The organism is Pseudomonas sp. 57B-090624, from assembly GCF_003234055.1.
GTDB classification, from domain to species: domain Bacteria; phylum Pseudomonadota; class Gammaproteobacteria; order Pseudomonadales; family Pseudomonadaceae; genus Metapseudomonas; species Metapseudomonas tohonis.
The window spans coordinates 50,678-71,895 of record NZ_QKRU01000026.1; the positions used below are offsets into that span (position 1 = coordinate 50,678).

The following is a 21,218-nucleotide window of genomic DNA, read 5'->3' on the forward strand; positions in this document are numbered from 1 at the left end:
GTCCTGGAGCGTAGCTTCGACTACGCACGTGGCACTTGGTGCCCGCCTGGCGGACATGGCCACGGAAACCGCCCCGAAAGGGTTCCCCAGTTTGACGAAGAGGCCGCGCGCGTTAGCGGGCAGCCTCTTGCGGGGCGACAGCCTAGGCCGTCTTACTGCTTGGTTGCAGCGACTTGTGCAGCAACTTCGGCAGCGAAGTCCACTTCGACCTTCTCGATGCCTTCGCCTACTTCGTAGCGAACGAAGGAAACGATCTCGGCACCGGCTTTCTTGGCCAGGTCACCGACCTTGACTTCCGGATCCTTGACGAACGGCTGCTCGACCAGGCTGGCTTCGGCGAGGAACTTGGCGATACGGCCCTTGACCATGTTCTCGACGATGTTCTCCGGCTTGCCGGCGATCTTGTCGGCGTTCAGGGCCAGGAAGATTTCCTTTTCCTTGGCAACGGCTTCTTCGGAAACCTGGGAAGCGTTGAGGAACTGCGGGTTGCTGGCAGCCACGTGCATGGCGATGTCGCGAGCCAGTTCGACGCTGCCGCCTTTCAGGCTGACCAGTACGCCGATGCGGTGGCCGTGCAGGTAGGCACCCACGACATCACCCTCGACGCGGGTCAGGCGACGGATGTTGACGTTTTCGCCGGTCTTGGAAACCAGGGCCAGGCGAGCTTCTTCGCGGGAGGCAACCAGCGGCGCGGCGTCGGTCAGCTTCTCTTCGAAAGCCTGCTCGATGGTGGCGGCGACGAAGCTCTTGAAGTCGTCCTGCAGAGCCAGGAAGTCGGTCTGGGAGTTGACTTCGATGATCACGGCGGCCTTGTTGTCGGCAGCGACCTTGACGGCGATCGCGCCTTCGGCGGCGATGTTGCCGGACTTCTTGGCGGCCTTGATGGCACCAGCGGCGCGCATGTCGTCGATGGCCTTCTCGATGTCGCCATCGGCGGCGGTCAGGGCCTTCTTGCAATCCATCATGCCCAGGCCGGTACGCTCGCGCAGTTCTTTAACCAGGGCTGCAGTAATCTCTGCCATGTTCGCAATCCTCTTGAATAGGTTTTCAACCATTCAGCCCGGCATTCCGGGCAGACAATATCGGAGGTGGCAAAAAGGGGGCCTAGCCCCCTTCTTGCGCACCGGGTAACGCTAAGCGCGCTGGCCTCAGCCTTCGGCAGCCTCGGAAGCGGCAGCTTCTTCGACGAACTCGTCAGCACCGCCGTTGGCGTTCTGACGGCCACGCAGCACGGCGTCGGCCATGGCACCCAGGTACAGCTGAACGGCGCGGATGGCGTCGTCGTTACCCGGGATGATGTAGTCAACGCCTTCCGGGCTGCTGTTGGTATCGACAACGCCGATGACCGGGATGCCCAGCTTGTTGGCTTCGGTGATAGCGATGCGCTCGTGGTCGACGTCGATCACGAACAGAGCGTCCGGCAGGCCGCCCATGTCCTTGATGCCACCCAGGCTGCGTTCCAGTTTTTCCAGATCGCGGGTGCGCATCAGCGCTTCTTTCTTGGTCAGCTTGGTGAAAGTGCCGTCCTGAGCCTGGGTTTCCAGGTCGCGCAGGCGCTTGATCGACTGACGGATGGTCTTGTAGTTGGTCAGCATGCCGCCGAGCCAGCGGTGATCGACGTACGGGGAGCCGCAACGAGCTGCTTCTTCGCGGACGATCTTGCCAGCGGAACGCTTGGTGCCGACGAACAGAACCTTGTTCTTGCCTGCAGCCAGTTTCTCAACGAAGGACAGGGCCTCGTTGAACATCGGCAGGGTTTTTTCCAGGTTGATGATGTGGATCTTGTTACGCGCGCCGAAAATGAACTTGCCCATTTTCGGGTTCCAGTAACGGGTCTGGTGGCCGAAGTGCACACCGGCCTTCAGCATATCGCGCATGTTGACTTGGGACATGATAGTTCCTTGATAAGTCGGGTTAGGCCTCCACGTATCCCAATCTCCAACCCTTGCGGGCACCCAGGAAATCGTGTCGATACGTGTGTGGGTTTGAGCCTTGCGGGCAGAGTGCCCGTAAAGCGGCGCGTTTTATAGCACAAAAAACTATTCGAAGCTATAAGCTCAAAACCCGAAGCGAGACCCGCCGAGCGCTCTTCCAGCTTCAAGCTTCGGGCTTCCAGCTGTTAAGATTGCGCTCTTTATATAGAAACGCTCGAGAACCGCCATGACCGTGACCATCAAGACGCCCGCAGAAATCGAAAAGATGCGCGTGGCAGGCCGCCTGGCCGCCGAAGTCCTGGAGATGATCGGCGAGCACGTCAAACCCGGTGTCACCACCGAAGAGCTCGACCGCATCTGCCACGACTACATCGTCAACGTGCAGAAGGCGATTCCCGCCCCGCTCAACTACAAGGGCTTCCCCAAGTCCATCTGCACCTCGATCAACCACGTGGTCTGCCACGGCATCCCCAACGAGAAGCCGCTGAAGGATGGCGACACCCTGAACATCGACGTGACCGTCATCAAGGACGGCTACCACGGCGACACCAGCCGCATGTTCCATGTCGGCAAGGTGCCGGTCTGGGCCGAGCGCTTGTCCCAGGTGACCCAGGAGTGCATGTACAAGGCCATCCAGCTGGTCAGGCCGGGCTGCCGCCTGGGCGATATCGGCGAAGTGATCCAGAAGCATGCCGAGAAGAACGGCTTCTCGGTGGTCCGCGAATTCTGCGGCCACGGCATCGGCGCGGTGTTCCATGAAGAGCCGCAGATCCTCCACTACGGTCGCGCCGGCACCGGGATGGAACTCAAGGCCGGGATGACCTTCACCATCGAGCCGATGATCAACCAGGGCCGTGCCGAGACCAAGGTGCTGGGGGACGGCTGGACCGCCATCACCAAGGACCGCAAGCTCTCCGCGCAGTGGGAACACACGCTGATGGTGACCGAGACCGGCTACGAGATCTTCACCCTGCGCAGCGACGACACCATTCCCCGGGTTTCCGCCTGAGTCCCGACAACGCCCCACAGCTATAAGGAAGGCGACCGATGCCGCAGGTGGATCCCGAACTGTTCGACCGCGGCCAGTTCCAGGCCGAACTGGCGCTGAAATCCAGCCCCATCGCCGCCTTCAAGAAAGCCATCCGCCAGGCCAAGGATGTCCTCGACACCCGCTTCGCCAATGGCCGCGACATCCGCCGCCTGGTCGAGGACCGCGCCTGGTTCGTCGACCAGATCCTGCGCGCCGCCTGGGAGCGCTTCGACTGGAGCGAGGACGCCGACATCGCCCTGCTGGCGGTCGGCGGCTACGGCCGCGGCGAGTTGCACCCCTACTCGGACATCGACCTGCTGATCCTGCTGGACAGCGCCGACCACGAGACCTTCCGCGAATCCATCGAAGGCTTCCTCACCCTGCTCTGGGACATCGGCCTGGAAGTCGGGCAGAGCGTGCGCTCGGTGGACGAGTGCGCCGAGGAGGCCCGCGCCGACCTGACGGTGGTCACCAATCTGATGGAAAGCCGCACCATCGCCGGCCCGGAAAGCCTGCGCAGGCGCATGCAGGACGTCACCAGCCCCGAACGCATGTGGCCGAGCAAGGAATTCTTCCTCGCCAAGCGCCAGGAGCAGAAGGCCCGCCACGCCAAGTACAACGACACCGAATACAACCTGGAACCCAACGTGAAGGGATCCCCCGGCGGCCTGCGCGACATCCAGACCATCCTCTGGGTCGCCCGCCGCCAGTTCGGCAGCCTCAACCTGCACGCCCTGGTCAAGGAAGGCTTCCTCGTGGAGAGCGAATGCAGCGTGCTCGCCTCCAGCCAGGAGTTCCTCTGGAAGGTGCGTTACGCCCTGCACATGCTCGCCGGTCGCGCCGAGGACCGCCTGCTGTTCGACCACCAGCGCAAGCTGGCCGGCCTGCTGGGCTTCCAGGGCGACGACGCCAAGCAGGCCATCGAGCACTTCATGCAGAAGTACTACCGCGTGGTGATGGGCGTCGCCGAGCTCAGCGACCTGATCAACCAGCACTTCGAGGAAGTCATCCTGCGCAGCGCCGGCTCCTCGCCCGCGCAACCGCTGAACAGCCGCTTCCAGCTGCGCGACGGCTACATCGAAGTCACCCATCCCAACGTCTTCAAGCGCACCCCCTTCGCCTTGCTGGAGATCTTCGTGCTGATGGCCCAGCACCCGGAGATCAAGGGCGTGCGCGCCGACACCATCCGCCTGCTGCGCGACAGCCGCCACCTCATCGACGACGACTTCCGCAGCGACATCCGCAACACCAGCCTGTTCATCGAGCTGTTCAAGTCGTCCCAGGGCATCCACCGCAACCTGCGTCGCATGAACCGCTACGGCATCCTCGGTCGCTACCTGCCGGAGTTCGGCCACATCATCGGGCAGATGCAGCACGACCTGTTCCACATCTATACGGTCGACGCCCACACGCTCAACCTGATCAAGCACCTGCGCAAGCTGAAGTGGCCGGAGCTGGCGGAGAAGTTCCCGCTCGCCAGCAAGGTCATCGACAAGCTGCCCAAGCCCGAGCTGATCTACATCGCCGGCCTCTACCACGACATCGGCAAGGGCCGCGGCGGCGACCATTCCGAGCTCGGCGCCGTCGACGCCGAAGCCTTCTGCGCCCGCCACCAGTTGCCGGCCTGGGATTCGCGCCTGGTCACCTGGCTGGTGCAGAACCACCTGGTGATGTCCACCACCGCCCAGCGCAAGGACCTCTCCGACCCGCAGGTGATCTTCGATTTCGCCCAACTGGTCGGCGACCAGACCCACCTCGACTACCTCTACGTGCTCACCGTGGCCGACATCAACGCCACCAACCCGAGCCTGTGGAACTCCTGGCGCGCCAGCCTGCTGCGCCAGCTCTACACCGAGACCAAGCGCGCCCTGCGCCGCGGCCTGGAGAACCCGCTGGACCGCGAAGAGCAGATCCGCCAGACCCAGACCGCCGCCATCGACATCCTCGTGCGCAACGGCATCGACCAGGACGACGCCGAGCAGCTCTGGTCCCAGCTCGGCGACGACTACTTCCTGCGCCATACCGCCAACGACGTCGCCTGGCACACCGAGGCCATCCTCCAGCACCCGGCCGGCAACGACCCACTGGTGCTGATCAAGGAAACCGCCCAGCGCGAGTTCGAGGGTGCCACCCAGATCTTCATCTACGCCCCCGACCAGCACGACTTCTTCGCCGTGACCGTGGCCGCGATGAGCCAGCTCAACCTCAACATCCACGACGCGCGGATCATCACCTCCACCAGCCAGTTCACCCTCGACACCTACATCGTGCTCGACACCGCCGGCGGCTCCATCGGCGACAACCCGACCCGGGTCAAGGAAATCCGCGAGGGCCTGATCGAAGCGCTGAAGAACCCCGACGAGTACCCGGCCATCATCCAGCGCCGCGTACCGCGCCAGCTCAAGCACTTCGCCTTCGCGCCCCAGGTGACCATCTCCAACGATGCCCAGCGCCCGGTCACCGTGCTGGAAGTGATCGCACCCGACCGCCCCGGCCTGCTGGCGCGCATCGGGCGCATCTTCCTCGACTTCGACCTGTCGCTGCAGAACGCCAAGATCGCCACCCTCGGCGAGCGGGTGGAAGACGTGTTCTTCGTCACCGACGCCGACAACCAGCCACTGGCCGACCCCGAACTCTGCCAGCGCCTGCAGGCGGCCATCGTCTCGCAGCTGTCCGAAGCCAACGCCCAGGGCGTTGACCCCACCCGAATCAGTATCTGAGCGCGCCCGTGCAGCCGCTCGCAGTAGCCAGGAACGACGCATGAACGACGCTCTGAACCACCTGCAGCCCTACCCCTTCGAAAAGCTCCGCGCCCTGCTCGGCGGCGTGCAACCGGCCGACAAGAAGGCCATAGCCCTGTCCATCGGCGAACCCAAGCACCGCTCGCCGAACTTCGTCGCCAAGGCCCTGGCCGACAGCCTCGACCAGATGGCCGTGTACCCCACCACCCTGGGCATCCCCGCCCTGCGCGAAGCCATCGCCGCCTGGTGCGAGCGCCGCTTCAAGGTGCCGGCCGGCTGGCTCGACGCCGCCCGCCACGTGCTGCCGGTGAACGGCACCCGCGAGGCGCTGTTCGCCTTCACCCAGACCGTGGTCAACCGCGCCGACCAGGGCCTGGTCGTCAGCCCGAACCCCTTCTATCAGATCTACGAAGGTGCGGCCCTGCTGGCCGGCGCCGAGCCCCACTACCTGCCGTGCCTGGCGGAGAACGGCTTCAATCCCGACTTCGACGCCGTGCCGGTCGAGGTCTGGCAGCGCTGCCAGATCCTCTTCCTCTGCTCCCCGGGCAACCCCACCGGTGCCCTGGTCCCGGTGGAACAACTGAAGAAACTGATCGCCCTGGCCGACGAACACGACTTCGTCATCGCCGCCGACGAGTGCTACAGCGAGCTGTACTTCGACGAAGCCAACCCGCCGGCCGGGCTGCTCACCGCCTGCGCCGAACTGGGCCGCAGCGACTTCGCCCGCTGCGTGGTCTTCCACAGCCTGTCCAAGCGCTCCAACCTGCCGGGCCTGCGCTCCGGCTTCGTCGCCGGTGACGCCGCCATCCTCAAGGCCTTCCTGCTGTACCGCACCTACCACGGCTGCGCCATGCCCGTGCAGACCCAGCTGGCCAGCATCGCCGCCTGGAACGACGAAGCCCACGTGCGCGCCAACCGCGACCTGTACCGCGAGAAATACGACGCCGTGCTCGACATCCTCGGCGGCGTGCTCGACGTGCAACGCCCGGACGGCGGCTTCTACCTGTGGGCCAAGACCCCGGTGGACGATACGACCTTCACCCGCGACCTGTTCGCCCGCGAGCACGTCACCGTGGTACCCGGCTCCTACCTCTCCCGCGAAGTGAACGGCTTCAACCCCGGTGCCGGCCGCGTGCGCATGGCCCTCGTCGCACCGCTCGCCGAGTGCATCGAAGCCGCCGAGCGCATCCGCGACTTCGTCCGCGGCCTCTGAGCCCCGCCCAGCGGGCCTTCCCGCCGTAACGAGACGGGGCGCCGCAACGGCGCCCCACCGGGCAATCCCGCGTGGCATAATCGCTGACCGACGTCGCGTGGCCCCTGGCTGCGCGGCCCTTGCCTCACGTGAATCCGAGCTGCCCCATGACCATCACCCTCTACGGCATCAAGGCCTGCGACACCATGAAGAAAGCCCGTACCTGGCTCGACGAGCAGGGCGTGAGCTATGCCTTCCACGACTACAAGACCGCCGCCATCGACCGCGCCAATCTGCAGAAATGGTGTGCCGAACACGGTTGGGAAACCGTCCTCAACCGTGCCGGCACCACCTTCCGCAAGCTCGATGACGCGCAGAAGGCCGATCTCGACCAGGCCAAGGCCATCGAACTGATGCTCGCCCAGCCGTCGATGATCAAGCGCCCGGTGCTCGACCTGGGCAACCGCACCCTGGTCGGCTTCAAGCCCGATCTCTACGCCGCCGCGTTCAATTGAGCGACCCCGGACGCGGCACAGCCCGGCAAGCCATCGACCGGACCGCCTGATCCACCCTATTCAGCAAGAGGAATTCCCATGTCCACCCAACTCTTCAGCGTCGCTTTCGGCGTCGGCACCCAGAACCGCCAGGGCAACTGGCTGGAAGTCTTCTACGCCCAGCCCCTGCTCAAGCCCGCCGCGCAACTGGTCGAGGCCATCACCCCGATCCTCGGCTACAGCGCCGGCAACCAGGCCATCGCCTTCACCAACGCCCAGGCCGCCGACCTGGCCACCGCCCTGAAGGAAATCGACCCGGCCCAATCCGCCCTGCTGACCCGCCTGGCCGAGAGCCAGAAGCCGCTGGTCGCCACCCTGCTGGCCGAAGACGCCGCCCTGACCTCCACCCCCGAGGCCTACCTCAAGCTGCACCTGCTGTCCCACCGCCTGGCCAGGCCCCACGGCCTGAACCTGACCGGCATCTTCCCGCTGCTGCCCAACGTCGCCTGGACCAGCCACGGCGCCGTCGACCTCGCCGAGCTGGCCGAGCGCCAGCTGGAAGCGCGCCTGAAGGGCGAGCTGCTGGAAGTCTTCTCCGTGGACAAGTTCCCGAAGATGACCGACTACGTGGTCCCCGCCGGCGTGCGCATCGCCGACAGCGCCCGCGTGCGCCTGGGCGCCTATGTGGGTGAAGGCACCACCGTGATGCACGAGGGCTTCATCAATTTCAACGCCGGCACCGAAGGTCCGGGCATGATCGAAGGCCGCGTCTCCGCAGGCGTCTTCGTCGGCAAGGGTTCGGACCTGGGCGGCGGCTGCTCCACCATGGGTACCCTCTCCGGTGGCGGCAACATCGTCATCGCCGTCGGCGAAGGCTGCCTGATCGGCGCCAACGCCGGCATCGGCATCCCGCTGGGCGACCGCAACATCGTCGAAGCCGGCCTGTACATCACCGCCGGCACCAAGGTCGCCCTGCTGGACGACCAGAACGCCCTGGTGAAAGTGGTCAAGGCCCGCGACCTGGCCGGCCAGCCCGACCTGCTGTTCCGCCGCAACTCGCAGAACGGTGCCGTCGAGTGCAAGACCAACAAGACCGCCATCGAGCTGAACGAAGCGCTGCACGCGCATAACTAAAGGCAGCTTGAGGCTGAAAGCCTGAAGCCGGAAGTGACCTCGAGAACTTCCGGCTTCCAGCTTCTGGCTTCCAGCACCTGCCGGTCCCAGGCTCATCGCTATGCTTCCGTCCCCTTGGCGCTCCGACTTCCCCGCCCTCTCGGCCCTCGATGCCGAGGGGCAGACCTACCTCGACAGCGCCGCCACCTCGCAGAAGCCCCAGGTGGTGCTCGACGCCCTGCTCGGCTACTACGCCAGCGGAGCGGCCAACGTCCACCGCGCCCAGCACCTGCCGGGAGAGCGGGCGACGAGGGCCTTCGAAGGCAGCCGTACGCGCGTCGCCCACTGGCTGAACGCCGCCCATCCGGCGCAGATCGTCTTCACCCGGGGCGCCACCGAGGCGTTCAACCTGCTGGCCTATGGGCTGGAGCGGCAGTTCGCACCTGGCGAGCGCCTCGTCATCAGCGCCCTGGAACACCACGCCAACCTGCTGCCCTGGCAGCAACTGGCGCGCCGCAGCCAGCTCGAGCTGGTGGTGCTGCCCCTGGATGCACGCGGTGACATCGACCTCGACCAGGCACGCCAGTTGATCGACTCGCGCACCCGCCTGCTGGCCGTCAGCCAGCTGTCCAACGTGCTCGGTCGCTGGCAACCCCTCGGCGAACTGCTGGCCATGGCCCGCCAGCAAGGCGCGCTGACCGTGGTGGATGGCGCGCAGGGCGTGGTCCATGGCCGCCATGACGTGCAGGCCCTGGGCTGCGACTTCTACGTGTTCTCCGGTCACAAGCTCTACGGGCCGGAAGGCGTCGGCGTGCTCTACGGCAAGGCGGACGCCCTCGCCCGCCTCGATCACTGGCAGTTCGGCGGCGAGATGGTCCATCGCGCCGATTACCACGACGCCGACTTCCATGGCGCCCCGCTCGGCTTCGAGGCCGGCACCCCGGCCATCGCCCCGGTGATCGGGCTCGGCGCCGCGCTCGACTACCTCGGCAGCCTCGACGCCGCCGCCGTCACCGCCCACGAGACCGTGCTCCACGCCAAACTCATGGCCGGCCTCGCCGCCCGCGACGGCGTACGCCTGGTGGGCGATCCCCAGGTGGCGCTCGCCTGCTTCGGCGTCGAGGGCGTGCACAATGCCGACCTCGCCCACCTGCTCACCGAACAGGGCATCGCCGTGCGCGCCGGGCATCACTGCGCCATGCCGCTGTACCAGGGACTCGGCCTCGGCGGCGCGATCCGCGTCTCGCTCGGCCTCTACAACGACAGCGCCGACCTGGAGCGCCTCTTCGTTGCCCTCGACAAGGCCCTGGAGCTGCTGCGATGAGCCTGCCACCCACCGCCGCCGATGCCCTTGCCGCCTTCGCCGGCGCAGGCAGCTGGGAACAGCGCGCCCGCCTGCTGATGCAATGGGGCGAACGCCTGGAGCCGCTGGCGGACGCAGAGCGCAGCGAAGCCAACCGCGTGCACGGCTGCGAGAGCCAGGTCTGGCTGGTGGATGAAATGAAGGATGGCCAGCGCCACTTCCGCGCCGCCAGCGATGCGCGGCTGATCCGCGGCCTGCTCGCCGTGCTGCTGGTGCGCGTCCAGGGCCTGCCGGCGGAAGAGCTGGCTACCCTCGACCTTGCCGACTGGTTCACCCAGCTCGGCCTCGCCCGGCAGCTCTCCCCCTCCCGCAGCAACGGCCTCAACGCCGTGCTCGACAGGATGCGCAAGGCCGCACCGTGAAGGCCGGAGCTTGAATTCCTTGCTACGGGTTTCGCGCCTGTAGGAACGAGCTCTGCGCGAAGCCTTTGGCCCGGTTGCCCGGGCTCACCCCACCATCGAAGCCACCGGCAACCCCGTTGGTGGATGGAAGAGCGCCATCCACCCTACGCAGCGACGGCCCTCCGCGTGGGAGCGAGTTCATCCGCGAAAAAAGCCCCGGTGCAACTGTGCTAGCCCGCAGCCCGTTCCGACGGCCGCCGCGCACCGGCCACCAGCTTGTCCACGGTTCTGGCAGCCGCCGCCATGCCGAAGCTGGCGGTGACCATCATCACCGCGCCGAAGCCGCCGGCGCAGTCCAGCTTCACACCCTCGCCGACGAAGCTCTTCTGCTGGCACACCGAGCCATCGGGCTTGGGGTAGCGCAGCTGCTCGGTGGAGAACACGCAGGGCACGCTGTAGGTGCGCCCCGGCGTGCGGGAGAAGTTGTAGTCGCGGCGCAGCATGGAGCGCACCTTGGCCGCCAGCGGATCGTTGAAGGTCTTGTTCAGGTCGGTGACCTGGATCTGCGTCGGGTCCACCTGGCCTCCCGCGCCGCCAGTGGTGACGATCTGGATCTTGCGCCGCTTGCACCAGGCGATCAGCGCCGCCTTGGCCGCCACGCTGTCGATGCAGTCGATCACTGCATCCAGCTCCGGGGTGATGTACTCGGCCATGGTCTCGCGGGTGACGAAGTCCGCCACCGCGTGCACCACGCAGGCCGGGTTGATGGCACGGATGCGTTCGGCCATCACCTCCACCTTGGCCCGCCCCACGGCGCCCTCGATGGCGTGCACCTGGCGGTTGGTGTTGGTGATGCAGACATCGTCCAGGTCGAACAGCGAGATCTCGCCCACGCCGGACCGCGCCAGCGCCTCCGCCGCCCAGGAGCCGACGCCGCCGATGCCGACCACCGCCACGTGCGCCGCCTGCAGGCGCGCCGCGCCCTCCAGCCCATAGAGGCGGGCGATGCCACCGAAACGTTCGTCTGTACTCATGCCTAGCTCCCAACTCGCCAGCCACCTGGCCGGGCGCGCATTATAGGAAGCGTCGACCGCCATCCCAAGCCCGACACCGCTGAATGGCGGGCCATAGATCGCCCCGCAGCCCTCCAGCGCTATAGTCGGCCGATAACAAAAAGGGAGCCCAGCATGCGCAACTTCAGCTTCTACAACCCCACCCGCATCCACTTCGGCGAAGGCCAGATCGACAAGCTGGCCCGTGAAATCCCCGCCGGCAGCCGGGTGCTGGTCACCCACGGCGGCGGCAGCATCTTCCAGAACGGCGTCTGGCAGCAGGTGGAACAGGCCCTGGCCGGCTATGCCCTCACCCGCTTCGCCGGCATCGAGGCCAACCCGCAGTTCGACACCCTGGTCAAGGCCGTGGAACTGGCCCGCCGCGAAGGCTGCGACTTCATCCTCGCCGTGGGTGGGGGCTCGGTGATCGACGGCAGCAAGTTCATCGCCGCCGCCCTGTGCCACGAGGGCGACCCGCTCGACCTGCTCACCGGCACCCGGGCCAAGGCGGCCCTGCCCCTGGGCTGCGTGCTGACCCTCGCCGCCACCGGTTCGGAGAGCAACCCCCACGGCGTGGTCACCCATGTCGCCCGACAGGAGAAACTGCCCTTCTCCAGCCCACTGCTGTACCCGCGCTTCGCCATCCTCGACCCGTGCACCACCTTCAGCCTGCCGGCCCGACAGATCGGCAACGGCGTGGTCGATGCCTTCGTCCACACCCTGGAGCAGTACCTCACCTACCCCGCCGACGCGCCGCTGCAGGATCGCCAGGCCGAAGGCCTGCTGCTCACCCTTATAGAGGAAGGCCCCAGGGCCCTCGCCAACCCCGAGGACTACACGGCGCGCGCCAACCTCATGTGGTGCGCCACCCAGGCCCTCAACGGCCTGCTCGGCTGCGGCGTGCCCCAGGACTGGGCGACCCACATGATCGGCCATGAACTCACCGCCCTCTACCACCTCGACCACGCCCAGACCCTGGCCGTGGTGCTGCCGGCGCTGCTGGCGGAGCGCCGTGAACCCAAGCGCGCCAAGCTGATCCAGTACGCCGAGCGTGTCTGGGGCATCGAGGGCGACGAGGACACGAAGATCGACGGCGCCATCGCCGCCACCCGCGACTTCTTCCAGGCCCTGGGCGTGCCCACCCGCCTCGCCGACCACGGGCTGGATGCCGAGGTCATCCCCCAGGTGCTGGCGCAGCTGGAGCGCCATGGCATGACCGCCCTCAGCGAACGCCGCGACCTCGACCTGGAAGCCAGCGAGCGCATCCTGCTGCGAGCGCTGTAGTCCGCTTCGTATCGGGCCCGACACCAAGCCCTCCGGCGGGCCCGGCAAATCCCCGCGAACTTCTCCGCCCCCCCAGGGACAAAGCCTGTGTGCAATGGCCGGTGGGCACGGCTATCGTTCGTACACAATCTATACAGTCGCCGGACGCCGGAGTAGCATGCGCGCCGACCAGCGCTCGCTGGCGCTATCTCCCCGTTCCACGCTTCGGAACCTGAAATCCCTATGCCATCGCGTAAATTTGGACTCAACCTGGTGGTCTTCGTGGCGGTCGCTGCGTTGTTCACCGGAATCTGGGCGCTCTACAACCGTCCCGTCAGCGCCCCGGACTGGCCGGAGCAGATCTCCGGCTACTCCTACTCGCCGTTCCGTGTGGACCAGAACCCGCAGCAGGATCGCTACCCCACCGACGAGCAGATCCGTGAAGACCTCGAGCTGCTGAGCAAGCAGACCGACAACATCCGCACCTACTCGGTGGACGGGACCCTCGCCGACATCCCCCGCATCGCCGAGGAATTCGGCCTGCGCGTGACCCTCGGCATCTGGATCAGCCCGGACGAGGCGCGCAACGAGCGCGAGATCACCAAGGCCATCGAGATCGCCAACACCTCGCGCAGCGTCGTCCGCGTGGTGGTGGGCAACGAAGCGCTGTTCCGCCGCGAGATCAGCCGCAAGGACCTCTCCGTCTACCTCGACCGCGTGCGCGCCGCCGTGAAGGTGCCGGTGACCACCTCCGAGCAGTGGCACATCTGGCTGAAGTACCCGGAGCTGGCCAAGCACGTCGACCTGATCGCCGCCCACGTCCTGCCCTACTGGGAGTTCATCCCCATGCAGGACTCCACCCAGTTCGTGCTGGAGCGCGCCAAGGACCTGAAGAAGACCTTCCCGAAGAAGCCGCTGCTGCTGTCCGAAGTGGGCTGGCCGAGCAACGGTCGCATGCGCGGCGGCGCCGACGCCTCCCAGGCCGACCAGGCCATCTACCTGCGCACCCTGGTCAACGCCCTCAACGCCCAGGGCTACAACTACTTCGTGATCGAAGCCTTCGACCAGCCGTGGAAGGCCAGTGACGAAGGCTCGGTGGGCGCCTACTGGGGCGTCTACAACCTGGAGCGCCAGCCCAAGTTCAACTTCGAAGGCCCGGTGATCGCCATCCCGCAGTGGCGCATGCTCGCCGTCGCCTCGGTGGTCATGGCCCTGCTGGCCCTGGCCCTGATGCTCATCGACGGCAGCGCCCTGCGCCAGCGCGGCCGTACCTTCCTCACCTTCGTCGCCTTCGCCGGCGGCTCGGTGCTGGTGTGGATCGCCTACGACTACAGCCAGCAGTACAGCACCTGGTTCAGCCTCACGGTCGGCGTGCTACTGGGCATCGGCGCCCTGGGCGTGTTCATCGTGCTGCTCACCGAAGCCCACGAACTGGCCGAGGCGGTCTGGGTACGCTCGCGCCGCCGGCCGTTCCTGCCGGTCATCGGCGACTCGGCCTACCGGCCCAAGGTGTCGATCCACGTGCCCTGCTACAACGAGCCGCCGGAGATGGTCAAGCAGACCCTCGACGCCCTCGCCGCACTCGACTATCCGGACTACGAAGTCCTGATCATCGACAACAACACCAAGGACCCGGCGGTCTGGGAGCCGGTGCAGGCCTACTGCGAACAGCTCGGCCCGCGCTTCCGCTTCTTCCACGTGGCCCCGCTCGCCGGCTTCAAGGGCGGCGCGCTGAACTACATCCTGCCGCACACCGCGCCCGACGCCGAAGTCGTGGCGGTGATCGACTCCGACTACTGCGTGAACCCCAACTGGCTCAAGCACATGGTCCCGCACTTCGCCGATCCGTCGATCGCCGTGGTGCAGTCGCCGCAGGACTACCGCGACGGCAAGGAAAACACCTTCAAGAAGCTCTGCTACGCCGAGTACAAGGGCTTCTTCCACATCGGCATGGTGACCCGCAACGACCGCAACGCGATCATCCAGCACGGCACCATGACCATGATCCGCCGCACCGTGATGGACGAACTGCAATGGGCCGACTGGACCATCTGCGAGGACGCCGAACTGGGCCTGCGCGTGTTCGAGAAGGGCTACGCCGCCGCCTACGCCCATGACAGCTTCGGCCAGGGCCTGATGCCCGACACCTTCATCGACTACAAGAAGCAGCGCTTCCGCTGGGCCTACGGCGCCATCCAGATCATGAAGGGGCACGCCCGCAGCCTGTTCCTGGGCAAGGACTCCGAGCTCAAGCGTGGCCAGCGCTACCACTTCATCGCCGGCTGGCTGCCGTGGATCGCCGACGGCCTGAACATCTTCTTCACCATCGGTGCGCTGCTCTGGTCGGCCGCGATGATCATCGTGCCGCAGCGGGTCGACCCGCCGCTGCTGATCTTCGCCATCCCGCCGCTGGCGCTGTTCTTCTTCAAGGTGGCGAAGATCGTGTTCCTCTACCAGCGCGCCGTCGGCGTCAACCTGAAGGACGCGTTCTGCGCCGCGGTGGCGGGCCTGGCCCTGTCGCACACCATCGCCAAGGCGGTGCTGTACGGCTTCTTCACCACCAGCATCCCGTTCTTCCGCACGCCGAAGATGCGCAGCAACCACGGCCTGATGATGGCCCTGGCCGAAGCCCGCGAAGAGGTCTTCGTGATGCTCCTGCTGTGGGGCGCTGCCATCGGCATCGGCATCGTCCAGGGCCTGCCTAGCGCCGACGTGAAGTTCTGGGTGGCCATGCTGCTGGTGCAGTCGCTGCCCTACCTCGCCGCGCTGATCATGGCGCTGCTCTCCTCGGCGCCCAAGCCGCTGGAGCACCCCCACCAGGAAGCTGCGGCCTGACCCGCAGCGGGTGACCTAAACGGCGGCCAATGGCCGCCGTTTATGTTTTAAGATGTCGTCCTTTTCACGCCTTGCCGCCTTTCCGGAGTCCCGCATGACCGCCCTGTCCCCCACCCTCGAGCTCGCCTGCGACCTCATCCGCCGCCCCTCGGTCACACCGGTCGATGAAGGCTGCCAGGAGCTGATGATGCGCCGCCTGGAGGCCGTCGGCTTCCGCATCGAGCGCATGCGCATCGAGGACGTGGAGAACTTCTGGGCCATCCGTGGCGGCGAAGGCCCCGTGCTGTGCTTCGCCGGCCATACCGATGTGGTCCCCACCGGCCCGCTGCAGGCCTGGCAGCACCAGCCCTTCGACGCCCAGATCGACGAACACGGCATGCTCTGCGGCCGTGGCGCCGCCGACATGAAGGGCAGCCTGGCGTCGATGATCATCGCCGTCGAGCGCTTCGTCGCCGCGCACCCGGAGCACAAAGGGGCCATCGCCTTCCTCATCACCAGCGACGAGGAAGGCCCCGCGCACCACGGCACCAAGGCCGTGGTCGAGCGCCTGGCCGCCCGTGGCGAGCGCCTGGACTGGTGCATCGTCGGCGAACCCTCCAGCACCACCCTGGTGGGTGACGTGGTGAAGAACGGTCGCCGCGGCTCCCTCGGCGCCACCCTCACCGTGCGCGGCGTGCAAGGACACGTGGCCTACCCGCACCTGGCGAAGAACCCGATCCACCTGGCCGCCCCGGCCCTGGCGGAACTCGCCGCCGAGCACTGGGACGACGGCAACGCCTTCTTCCCGCCGACCAGCTTCCAGGTCTCCAACCTCAATGCCGGCACCGGCGCCACCAACGTGATCCCCGGCGAGCTGGTGGCGGTGTTCAACTTCCGCTTCTCCACCGAATCCACGGTCGAAGGCCTGCAACAGCGGGTCAACGCCATCCTCGACAAGCACGGCCTGGACTACCACGTGGAATGGGCCCTCTCCGGCCTGCCGTTCCTCACCGAACCGGGCGAACTGCTCGACGCGGTGGCCGCCAGCATCAAGGCGGTGACCGGCCGCGAGACCACGCCCTCCACCAGCGGCGGCACCTCCGACGGACGCTTCATCGCCACCATGGGCACCCAGGTGGTGGAACTCGGCCCGGTCAACGCCACCATCCACCAGGTCAACGAGCGGGTGCTGGCCAGCGACCTCGACCTGCTGAGCGACATCTACGAACAGACCCTCGTGCGACTGCTGGCCTGATCATGCTCACCTGCCCCATCTGCCAGGCGCCGCTGTCCGCCCAGGACAACGGCGTCGCCTGCCCGGCCAACCACCGCTTCGACCGTGCCCGCCAGGGTTACCTGAACCTGCTGCCGGTGCAGCACAAGAACAGCCGTGACCCGGGCGACAATGCCGCCATGGTCGAGGCGCGCCGGCGCTTCCTCGAAGGCGGCCACTACGCGCCCCTGGCCGCGCGCCTGGCCCTGCTGGCGGCCGAGCGCAGCCCGGCACGCTGGCTGGATATCGGCTGTGGCGAGGGCTACTACACCGCGCAGATCGCCGATGCCCTGCCCGCCGCCGATGGCTATGGCCTGGACATCTCCCGCGAGGCGGTGAAGCGCGCCTGCCGCCGCGCCCCCGGCCTGACCTGGCTGGTGGCGAGCATGGCCCGCGTGCCCCTGGCCGACGCCAGCTGCCAACTGCTGGCCAGCGTCTTCAGCCCGCTGGACTGGCAGGAAGCCCGCCGCCTGCTCGCCCCCGGCGGTGGCCTGCTGCGCATGGGCCCGACCCGCGGCCACCTGATGCAGCTGCGCGAACGCCTCTATGACGAGGTGCGCGACTACGACGACGAGAAACACCTGTCGCTGATCCCCGAGGGCATGACGCTGGCCCACAGCGAAACCCTCGAGTTCGACCTGCACCTGGCCAGCAGCGAGGCCCGTGCCGACCTCCTCGCCATGACGCCCCACGGCTGGCGCGCCAGCGCCGAACGCCGTGCCGCCGTGATCAAGGACGCCTTCGAAGTGACGGTCTCCATACGCTACGATTGGATCGTCAGAAACTAGGACCCCGCCATGCGCCAACCCGATATCGAGATCTACCTGAAGGACGCCGACCAGGATGCCGTCGCCACCTGGCTGGCGCAGGCCCTGGGCCCCTGCTCGCCCTGGCAGCAGAAGGGGCAGACCTTCAAATGCGACGCCGGTGGCGTTCCCGTGACCTGGCTGCCACGCGCCGTGGGCAAGTGGCACAGCCTGCTGCTGGAGAGCGACACGACGCCCTGGGAGGACGACCTCGGCTGCGCACTGGCGGCCTTCGCCGCACTGGGTGTGGAAATCCGCTGCGCACCGGGCGGCTGGCAGGAAGAGGAAGGCGAGGAAGATGCGGATCGCTGGATCAAGGTCAACGCCGCAGGCGCCAACGAGTTCATCTGGCGCACCGAATAGGCGCATCACTCGGCGCGGTATCGCAGAAAACAAAAGGCCCGTCATCGACGGGCCTTTTGTCTGGAGTCGTCAGACTCTGGAGACGTCTTCCGCCTGCAGGCCTTTCTGCCCCTGGATCACCGCGAATTCCACTTTCTGGCCTTCGACCAGGGAGCGGTGCCCCTCGCCGCGGATAGCACGGTAGTGAACGAATACATCCGGACCGCTTTCGCGCTGAATGAATCCATAGCCTTTAGCGTCATTGAACCACTTGACGGTTCCGACCTCACGATCAGCCATTACTACTCTCTCCAAACTCGCAATTTTTGTTGTTTGCCTCTTATTCAAGAGGCTTGGACGGTTAGGCAAGGACGTTCTTCTTCTTATATCCGACCGCAGTCCAGAGAGGCGTGGGCGGGTATTACGAATGGCGTTCTTTTAACCACCGCGACCGGAGTATACGACAGGAAATGCTACAGAAAAGCACTTTTTTCCGGCACCGTGAAAGGGCCGGCTGGCAGGGCTTTCACGCCCTTTTATGGGTCTTGCGGGTCACATATTGGGGCACTCCCGGAGCCGACGAAAAGCAACTTGCAAACGCCTGTCGCCCACTCCGGTAGTTGCCTTGGTCACTTGGCCGAAATGAGGTCTTCGAGTGTCTTGGCCAACGCCTGGTATTGGAACGCCTCGATGCGATAAGCCCAGTCGAGGCGACCCGCTACTTGTTCGCCGTCGAACTTTTCCTTGCGCTTCAACTGCATCCAGTACTGCTCGCCCTGCGCCAGGATGACGCCCTCGAGCTGGCCCCCGGCGAAGCTCTGCAGGCTGAACTGCAGCAGCGGCCGGTCCTTGAACTGCACCTGGTCCAGCGGCGCGGCATCGGCGAAATCCAGGCTGGCGAACAGCGTCGCCATGCCGTTGGCCGCTGCCTCGTAGGCCAGCTTGCGACCGGCCGGCAATTGGCGGACCTTGAGGTTCGGCTCGCCCGCTGCGTCGCGATGGACCGTCAGCGCCTTGCCCTGGCGAGTGGTCACCTCCACCTGGCGCACGCTGTCGAACGGGATGCGGGTGATACGCCGATCCAGCCAGCCTAGCTCGGTCTCCGGCATCAGGATGCGCCGGTCGACCAGCCAGCTCTGTGCCTGGTCGGCCAGGCGTACCAGCTGTCCCTTGCCCTGCTGGCCGGGCTTGCCCACCAGCACCACCTGCTCGGGCAGGTGTTCGCCCTGGAGCGTCACGCGGATGCCCTGGCCTTCGCCTTTGTCCGCCAGGCCGAGCTGGCCATGCAGCTCGGCCCTGGCGGTGCGCGCCTCCACCTCGCGGGCCTCGCCCAGCGCCCTCAGCAGGTCGGCGACCGGCTTGGCCGCCGCCGGATAGCCGGCCTTGTCGGGCAACGTCCAGACACCGTCCTGGCGTGCCAGGCGCAGCACCGGCTGGCCGGGGCGCTGCACCTCGATGCGCTCCACCTCGGCGAGCCGGCCCTGCAGGGCCGGCAGCAGCGGCGACGGCCCCTTGGCCGCCAGGGGCTCGGGGGTCCGGTGCAGGCCGACATAGGCCAGCACCAGTGCAACGGCCACGAGGGCCAGGAACAACAGGGCCTTGCGTCCCATCAGGCTTCTCTCCTCAGGCCCGGCGGCGACGCCAGAACCACAGCAGCAGTACGCCCAGGGTCAGTACCAGCGGCACCAGGGCGATGTTGATGAACTTGAGGGTACGGCCGAGCTTCTCGATATCGGCGTTGAGCTGGTAGTTGACCTCGCGCAGCTCCTTGCGGATGCGCACCTTCTCCTGCATGAACTGCTGCAGGGTGGCCTGCTGTTCGGGGGTCAGCTCCAGGGCCTTGGTCGGGTCCTGGTTCTTCTGCAGGCTGGCCAGCTTCTGCTCGGTGTCGGCCAGGCGCTGCTGCAGCACCTGCTCCTGCTCGCGGAAGCGGGTTTCCGCCTCGCGCTGCAGCGACTCGACCACGGTGAAGGGCCGGGTGAAGCGGCCACGGGAGCGCACGCTGATCAGCGCCTCGGAACCGGCGAGGTTGTCCAGGGCGTTGATGGCGAAGCCGGAGTTGTCGGCCCAGGGTTGCGGCACGCGCTGGCCGAAGAAGTCCTGCACCTGCACCCACATGCGGTCGCTGAGCATGTCGGTGTCGGCGACCACGATGACGTTGATGTTGTCCGCCGACTTGAGCCCGTCCTTGCGGCCCTCGATGCCATCGGGGAAGGCGCTTTGCGCCGGCCCGCCGATCCGTGCGGCGATGGCGTAGCGATCACCGCTGGGCTTGAGTTCGCGCATCAGCACGTCGGGGTTGCGCAGCATGGCGAAACGCTCGGCGTCGAAGGGCATGGCGTACTCCGAGCTCTGGATCAGCGGCGCGAAGTGGGTCTTCGCACCCTCCAGCGGGCGCAGGATGCCGGCCGTGGCGACGGTGACCGTCTCCAGGTTCGCGGTGGCGATGTCGCTGGCGTCCAGGGCCTTCTTCGGCAGGCTCAGCCAACCGACGTGACGCGCCGGACGCTGGCCCTCGCCCATGCTCACCGACATGGCGTAGGCACCATCGCCCACCACCTTGCCGGGCACCATCTCCAGGCCCCAGGCCTTGAACAGCTCGGGGAGGTCGGAGGCCTTGTCCTCGCCGGGCATCTCGCCGGGCATCTGCATGCCGTGGTCGGCTTCGCTGTAGGGGTCGACGAAGACCAGCAGCTTGCCGCCACGCAGGACGAACTGGTCGATGGCGTACCGGGTCTGCTGCGGCAGGTTCTTCGGGTGCACCAGCAACAGCACCGAGACCTTGTCGGGAATCTGGTCGACGCTGGGCTTGACGCTCTCGATCTGGAACAGCTGGCGGATCTCCTCCATCACCATCCAGGGCTGGCTCGGCTGGCGGGTCTGCATGTCGAAGCCCCCGTTGATGGGCAGCCCCGACATCACCCCGACCACGGGTCGCTGCGGCTTGGCCAGGCTCTGCACCAGGCGGCTGATCTCGTACTCGAGGAACTCCTCCTGGTCGAGCGGGAAGAACGGGATGATCTGCCGGTCATCGACCGCGTTGGTGCCGGCCAGGCCGAAGTAGATCGAGTCGCCGCCCTGCTGCAACGGGATCGCCTGCAGGCCGAATTCGGCGGCCTTGTCCTCGTCCTCGGAGAAGGGCTCGGGATCGACGATGTGCAGCTTGATCTTGCCGTCCGCCGCCTGGGCGTAGGCCTTGAGCATCTCCTCCACGCGCTTGGCGTAGTTGCGCAGCACGACCAGGTCCTTGGCGGACTTGTCGGAGTAGAAGAAGTACAGGTTGATGGGCTCGTCCAGCTCCCCGAGGATCTGCCGGGTGCCGTCGGAGATGGTGTAGAGCTTCTGCTCGGTGAGGTCGAGGCGGGCGTTGGTCAGCGCCAGCCCGGAGACCATGTTGAACGCCAGGAAGGCCAGGGCGATGAGCAGCAGGCCGGCGCTGGAATACATCAGTTTCTTCATG

The 21,218-nt window shown here is 66.5% G+C and carries 18 protein-coding genes; 12 read left to right on the forward strand and 6 right to left on the reverse strand.

Annotation, left to right across the window (positions count from 1 at the left end; translation table 11 throughout):
* Positions 1-152: 152 nt before the first annotated feature.
* Positions 153-1,022, reverse strand: a complete 870-nt coding sequence (tsf, locus tag DMX10_RS14195) for a translation elongation factor Ts (RefSeq protein WP_111261671.1) — start codon at positions 1,020-1,022, stop codon at positions 153-155.
* Between the two features lie 126 nt (positions 1,023-1,148).
* Positions 1,149-1,892: a 30S ribosomal protein S2 gene (gene rpsB, locus DMX10_RS14200; RefSeq protein ID WP_111261672.1), complete on the reverse strand. Its 744-nt coding sequence runs from the start codon at positions 1,890-1,892 to the stop codon at positions 1,149-1,151.
* A 268-nt stretch (positions 1,893-2,160) separates the two neighbouring features.
* Here rpsB and map point away from each other — a divergent pair, with 268 nt between their 5' ends.
* From map to DMX10_RS14235, 7 genes are all read left to right on the forward strand, one after another.
* Positions 2,161-2,943 (forward strand): type I methionyl aminopeptidase, encoded by a 783-nt coding sequence (gene map, locus DMX10_RS14205; RefSeq protein ID WP_111261673.1) that lies wholly within the window; start codon positions 2,161-2,163, stop codon positions 2,941-2,943.
* A 38-nt stretch (positions 2,944-2,981) separates the two neighbouring features.
* Positions 2,982-5,684, forward strand: a complete 2,703-nt coding sequence (locus tag DMX10_RS14210) for a [protein-PII] uridylyltransferase (RefSeq protein ID WP_111261674.1) — start codon at positions 2,982-2,984, stop codon at positions 5,682-5,684.
* 40 nt (positions 5,685-5,724) lie between these two features.
* The gene (dapC, locus tag DMX10_RS14215) at positions 5,725-6,918 is read left to right on the forward strand and encodes a succinyldiaminopimelate transaminase (RefSeq protein WP_111261675.1); all 1,194 of its coding nucleotides are present in this window, start codon (positions 5,725-5,727) and stop codon (positions 6,916-6,918) included.
* A 146-nt stretch (positions 6,919-7,064) separates the two neighbouring features.
* Positions 7,065-7,412: an ArsC family reductase gene (locus tag DMX10_RS14220; RefSeq protein ID WP_111261676.1), complete on the forward strand. Its 348-nt coding sequence runs from the start codon at positions 7,065-7,067 to the stop codon at positions 7,410-7,412.
* 78 nt (positions 7,413-7,490) lie between these two features.
* Positions 7,491-8,525 (forward strand): 2,3,4,5-tetrahydropyridine-2,6-dicarboxylate N-succinyltransferase, encoded by a 1,035-nt coding sequence (gene dapD / locus DMX10_RS14225; protein WP_111261677.1) that lies wholly within the window; start codon positions 7,491-7,493, stop codon positions 8,523-8,525.
* A gap of 100 nt (positions 8,526-8,625) precedes the next feature.
* Entirely contained in the window at positions 8,626-9,828 is a 1,203-nt protein-coding gene (locus DMX10_RS14230) for an aminotransferase class V-fold PLP-dependent enzyme (protein ID WP_111261678.1), read from the forward strand.
* Complete coding sequence (locus DMX10_RS14235; RefSeq protein ID WP_111261679.1) at positions 9,825-10,229, forward strand: SufE family protein; 405 nt, start codon at positions 9,825-9,827, stop codon at positions 10,227-10,229. The genes DMX10_RS14230 and DMX10_RS14235 overlap by 4 nt, the downstream gene beginning before the upstream one ends.
* A 209-nt stretch (positions 10,230-10,438) precedes the next feature.
* On the opposite strand, the gene tcdA is transcribed toward DMX10_RS14235, so the two are convergent.
* Entirely contained in the window at positions 10,439-11,242 is an 804-nt protein-coding gene (tcdA, locus tag DMX10_RS14240) for a tRNA cyclic N6-threonylcarbamoyladenosine(37) synthase TcdA (protein WP_111261680.1), read from the reverse strand.
* 153 nt (positions 11,243-11,395) lie between these two features.
* Here tcdA and DMX10_RS14245 point away from each other — a divergent pair, with 153 nt between their 5' ends.
* The 5 genes from DMX10_RS14245 (at position 11,396) to DMX10_RS14265 (ending at position 17,779) form a co-directional block, all read left to right on the forward strand.
* A complete protein-coding gene (locus tag DMX10_RS14245) occupies positions 11,396-12,544 on the forward strand; it encodes an iron-containing alcohol dehydrogenase (protein ID WP_111261681.1) in 1,149 nt (382 codons plus the stop codon).
* A 222-nt stretch (positions 12,545-12,766) separates the two neighbouring features.
* Complete coding sequence (locus DMX10_RS14250) at positions 12,767-15,358, forward strand: glycosyltransferase (RefSeq protein ID WP_111261682.1); 2,592 nt, start codon at positions 12,767-12,769, stop codon at positions 15,356-15,358.
* Positions 15,359-15,452: 94 nt separating this feature from the next.
* The gene (gene dapE / locus DMX10_RS14255; protein WP_111261683.1) at positions 15,453-16,592 is read left to right on the forward strand and encodes a succinyl-diaminopimelate desuccinylase; all 1,140 of its coding nucleotides are present in this window, start codon (positions 15,453-15,455) and stop codon (positions 16,590-16,592) included.
* Between the two features lie 2 nt (positions 16,593-16,594).
* On the forward strand, positions 16,595-17,398 hold the full coding sequence (locus DMX10_RS14260) for a putative RNA methyltransferase (RefSeq protein WP_111261684.1): 804 nt from the start codon (positions 16,595-16,597) through the stop codon (positions 17,396-17,398).
* 9 nt (positions 17,399-17,407) lie between these two features.
* Positions 17,408-17,779, forward strand: coding sequence for a hypothetical protein (locus DMX10_RS14265; RefSeq protein ID WP_111261685.1), 372 nt, complete (start codon positions 17,408-17,410; stop codon positions 17,777-17,779).
* Between the two features lie 69 nt (positions 17,780-17,848).
* Here DMX10_RS14265 and DMX10_RS14270 read toward each other — a convergent pair whose 3' ends face one another.
* From DMX10_RS14270 to DMX10_RS14280, 3 genes are all read right to left on the reverse strand, one after another.
* Positions 17,849-18,058: a cold-shock protein gene (locus DMX10_RS14270; protein ID WP_111261686.1), complete on the reverse strand. Its 210-nt coding sequence runs from the start codon at positions 18,056-18,058 to the stop codon at positions 17,849-17,851.
* A 329-nt stretch (positions 18,059-18,387) separates the two neighbouring features.
* The gene (locus DMX10_RS14275; RefSeq protein WP_111261687.1) at positions 18,388-19,368 is read right to left on the reverse strand and encodes a DUF4340 domain-containing protein; all 981 of its coding nucleotides are present in this window, start codon (positions 19,366-19,368) and stop codon (positions 18,388-18,390) included.
* Positions 19,369-19,381: 13 nt separating this feature from the next.
* Positions 19,382-21,217, reverse strand: a complete 1,836-nt coding sequence (locus tag DMX10_RS14280) for a Gldg family protein (protein WP_111261688.1) — start codon at positions 21,215-21,217, stop codon at positions 19,382-19,384.
* Between the last annotated feature and the right edge of the window lies 1 nt (position 21,218).

Excerpts from the sequence above, each read along its gene's own strand:
- tsf (WP_111261671.1), bottom strand. The coding sequence starts at position 1,022 with ATGGCAGAGATTACTGCAGCCCTGGTTAAAGAACTGCGCGAGCGTACC.
- rpsB (WP_111261672.1), bottom strand. The coding sequence starts at position 1,892 with ATGTCCCAAGTCAACATGCGCGATATGCTGAAGGCCGGTGTGCACTTC.
- map (WP_111261673.1), top strand. The coding sequence starts at position 2,161 with ATGACCGTGACCATCAAGACGCCCGCAGAAATCGAAAAGATGCGCGTG.
- DMX10_RS14210 (WP_111261674.1), top strand. The coding sequence starts at position 2,982 with ATGCCGCAGGTGGATCCCGAACTGTTCGACCGCGGCCAGTTCCAGGCC.
- dapC (WP_111261675.1), top strand. The coding sequence starts at position 5,725 with ATGAACGACGCTCTGAACCACCTGCAGCCCTACCCCTTCGAAAAGCTC.
- DMX10_RS14220 (WP_111261676.1), top strand. The coding sequence starts at position 7,065 with ATGACCATCACCCTCTACGGCATCAAGGCCTGCGACACCATGAAGAAA.
- dapD (WP_111261677.1), top strand. The coding sequence starts at position 7,491 with ATGTCCACCCAACTCTTCAGCGTCGCTTTCGGCGTCGGCACCCAGAAC.
- DMX10_RS14230 (WP_111261678.1), top strand. The coding sequence starts at position 8,626 with ATGCTTCCGTCCCCTTGGCGCTCCGACTTCCCCGCCCTCTCGGCCCTC.
- DMX10_RS14235 (WP_111261679.1), top strand. The coding sequence starts at position 9,825 with ATGAGCCTGCCACCCACCGCCGCCGATGCCCTTGCCGCCTTCGCCGGC.
- tcdA (WP_111261680.1), bottom strand. The coding sequence starts at position 11,242 with ATGAGTACAGACGAACGTTTCGGTGGCATCGCCCGCCTCTATGGGCTG.
- DMX10_RS14245 (WP_111261681.1), top strand. The coding sequence starts at position 11,396 with ATGCGCAACTTCAGCTTCTACAACCCCACCCGCATCCACTTCGGCGAA.
- DMX10_RS14250 (WP_111261682.1), top strand. The coding sequence starts at position 12,767 with ATGCCATCGCGTAAATTTGGACTCAACCTGGTGGTCTTCGTGGCGGTC.
- dapE (WP_111261683.1), top strand. The coding sequence starts at position 15,453 with ATGACCGCCCTGTCCCCCACCCTCGAGCTCGCCTGCGACCTCATCCGC.
- DMX10_RS14260 (WP_111261684.1), top strand. The coding sequence starts at position 16,595 with ATGCTCACCTGCCCCATCTGCCAGGCGCCGCTGTCCGCCCAGGACAAC.
- DMX10_RS14265 (WP_111261685.1), top strand. The coding sequence starts at position 17,408 with ATGCGCCAACCCGATATCGAGATCTACCTGAAGGACGCCGACCAGGAT.
- DMX10_RS14270 (WP_111261686.1), bottom strand. The coding sequence starts at position 18,058 with ATGGCTGATCGTGAGGTCGGAACCGTCAAGTGGTTCAATGACGCTAAA.
- DMX10_RS14275 (WP_111261687.1), bottom strand. The coding sequence starts at position 19,368 with ATGGGACGCAAGGCCCTGTTGTTCCTGGCCCTCGTGGCCGTTGCACTG.
- DMX10_RS14280 (WP_111261688.1), bottom strand. The coding sequence starts at position 21,217 with ATGAAGAAACTGATGTATTCCAGCGCCGGCCTGCTGCTCATCGCCCTG.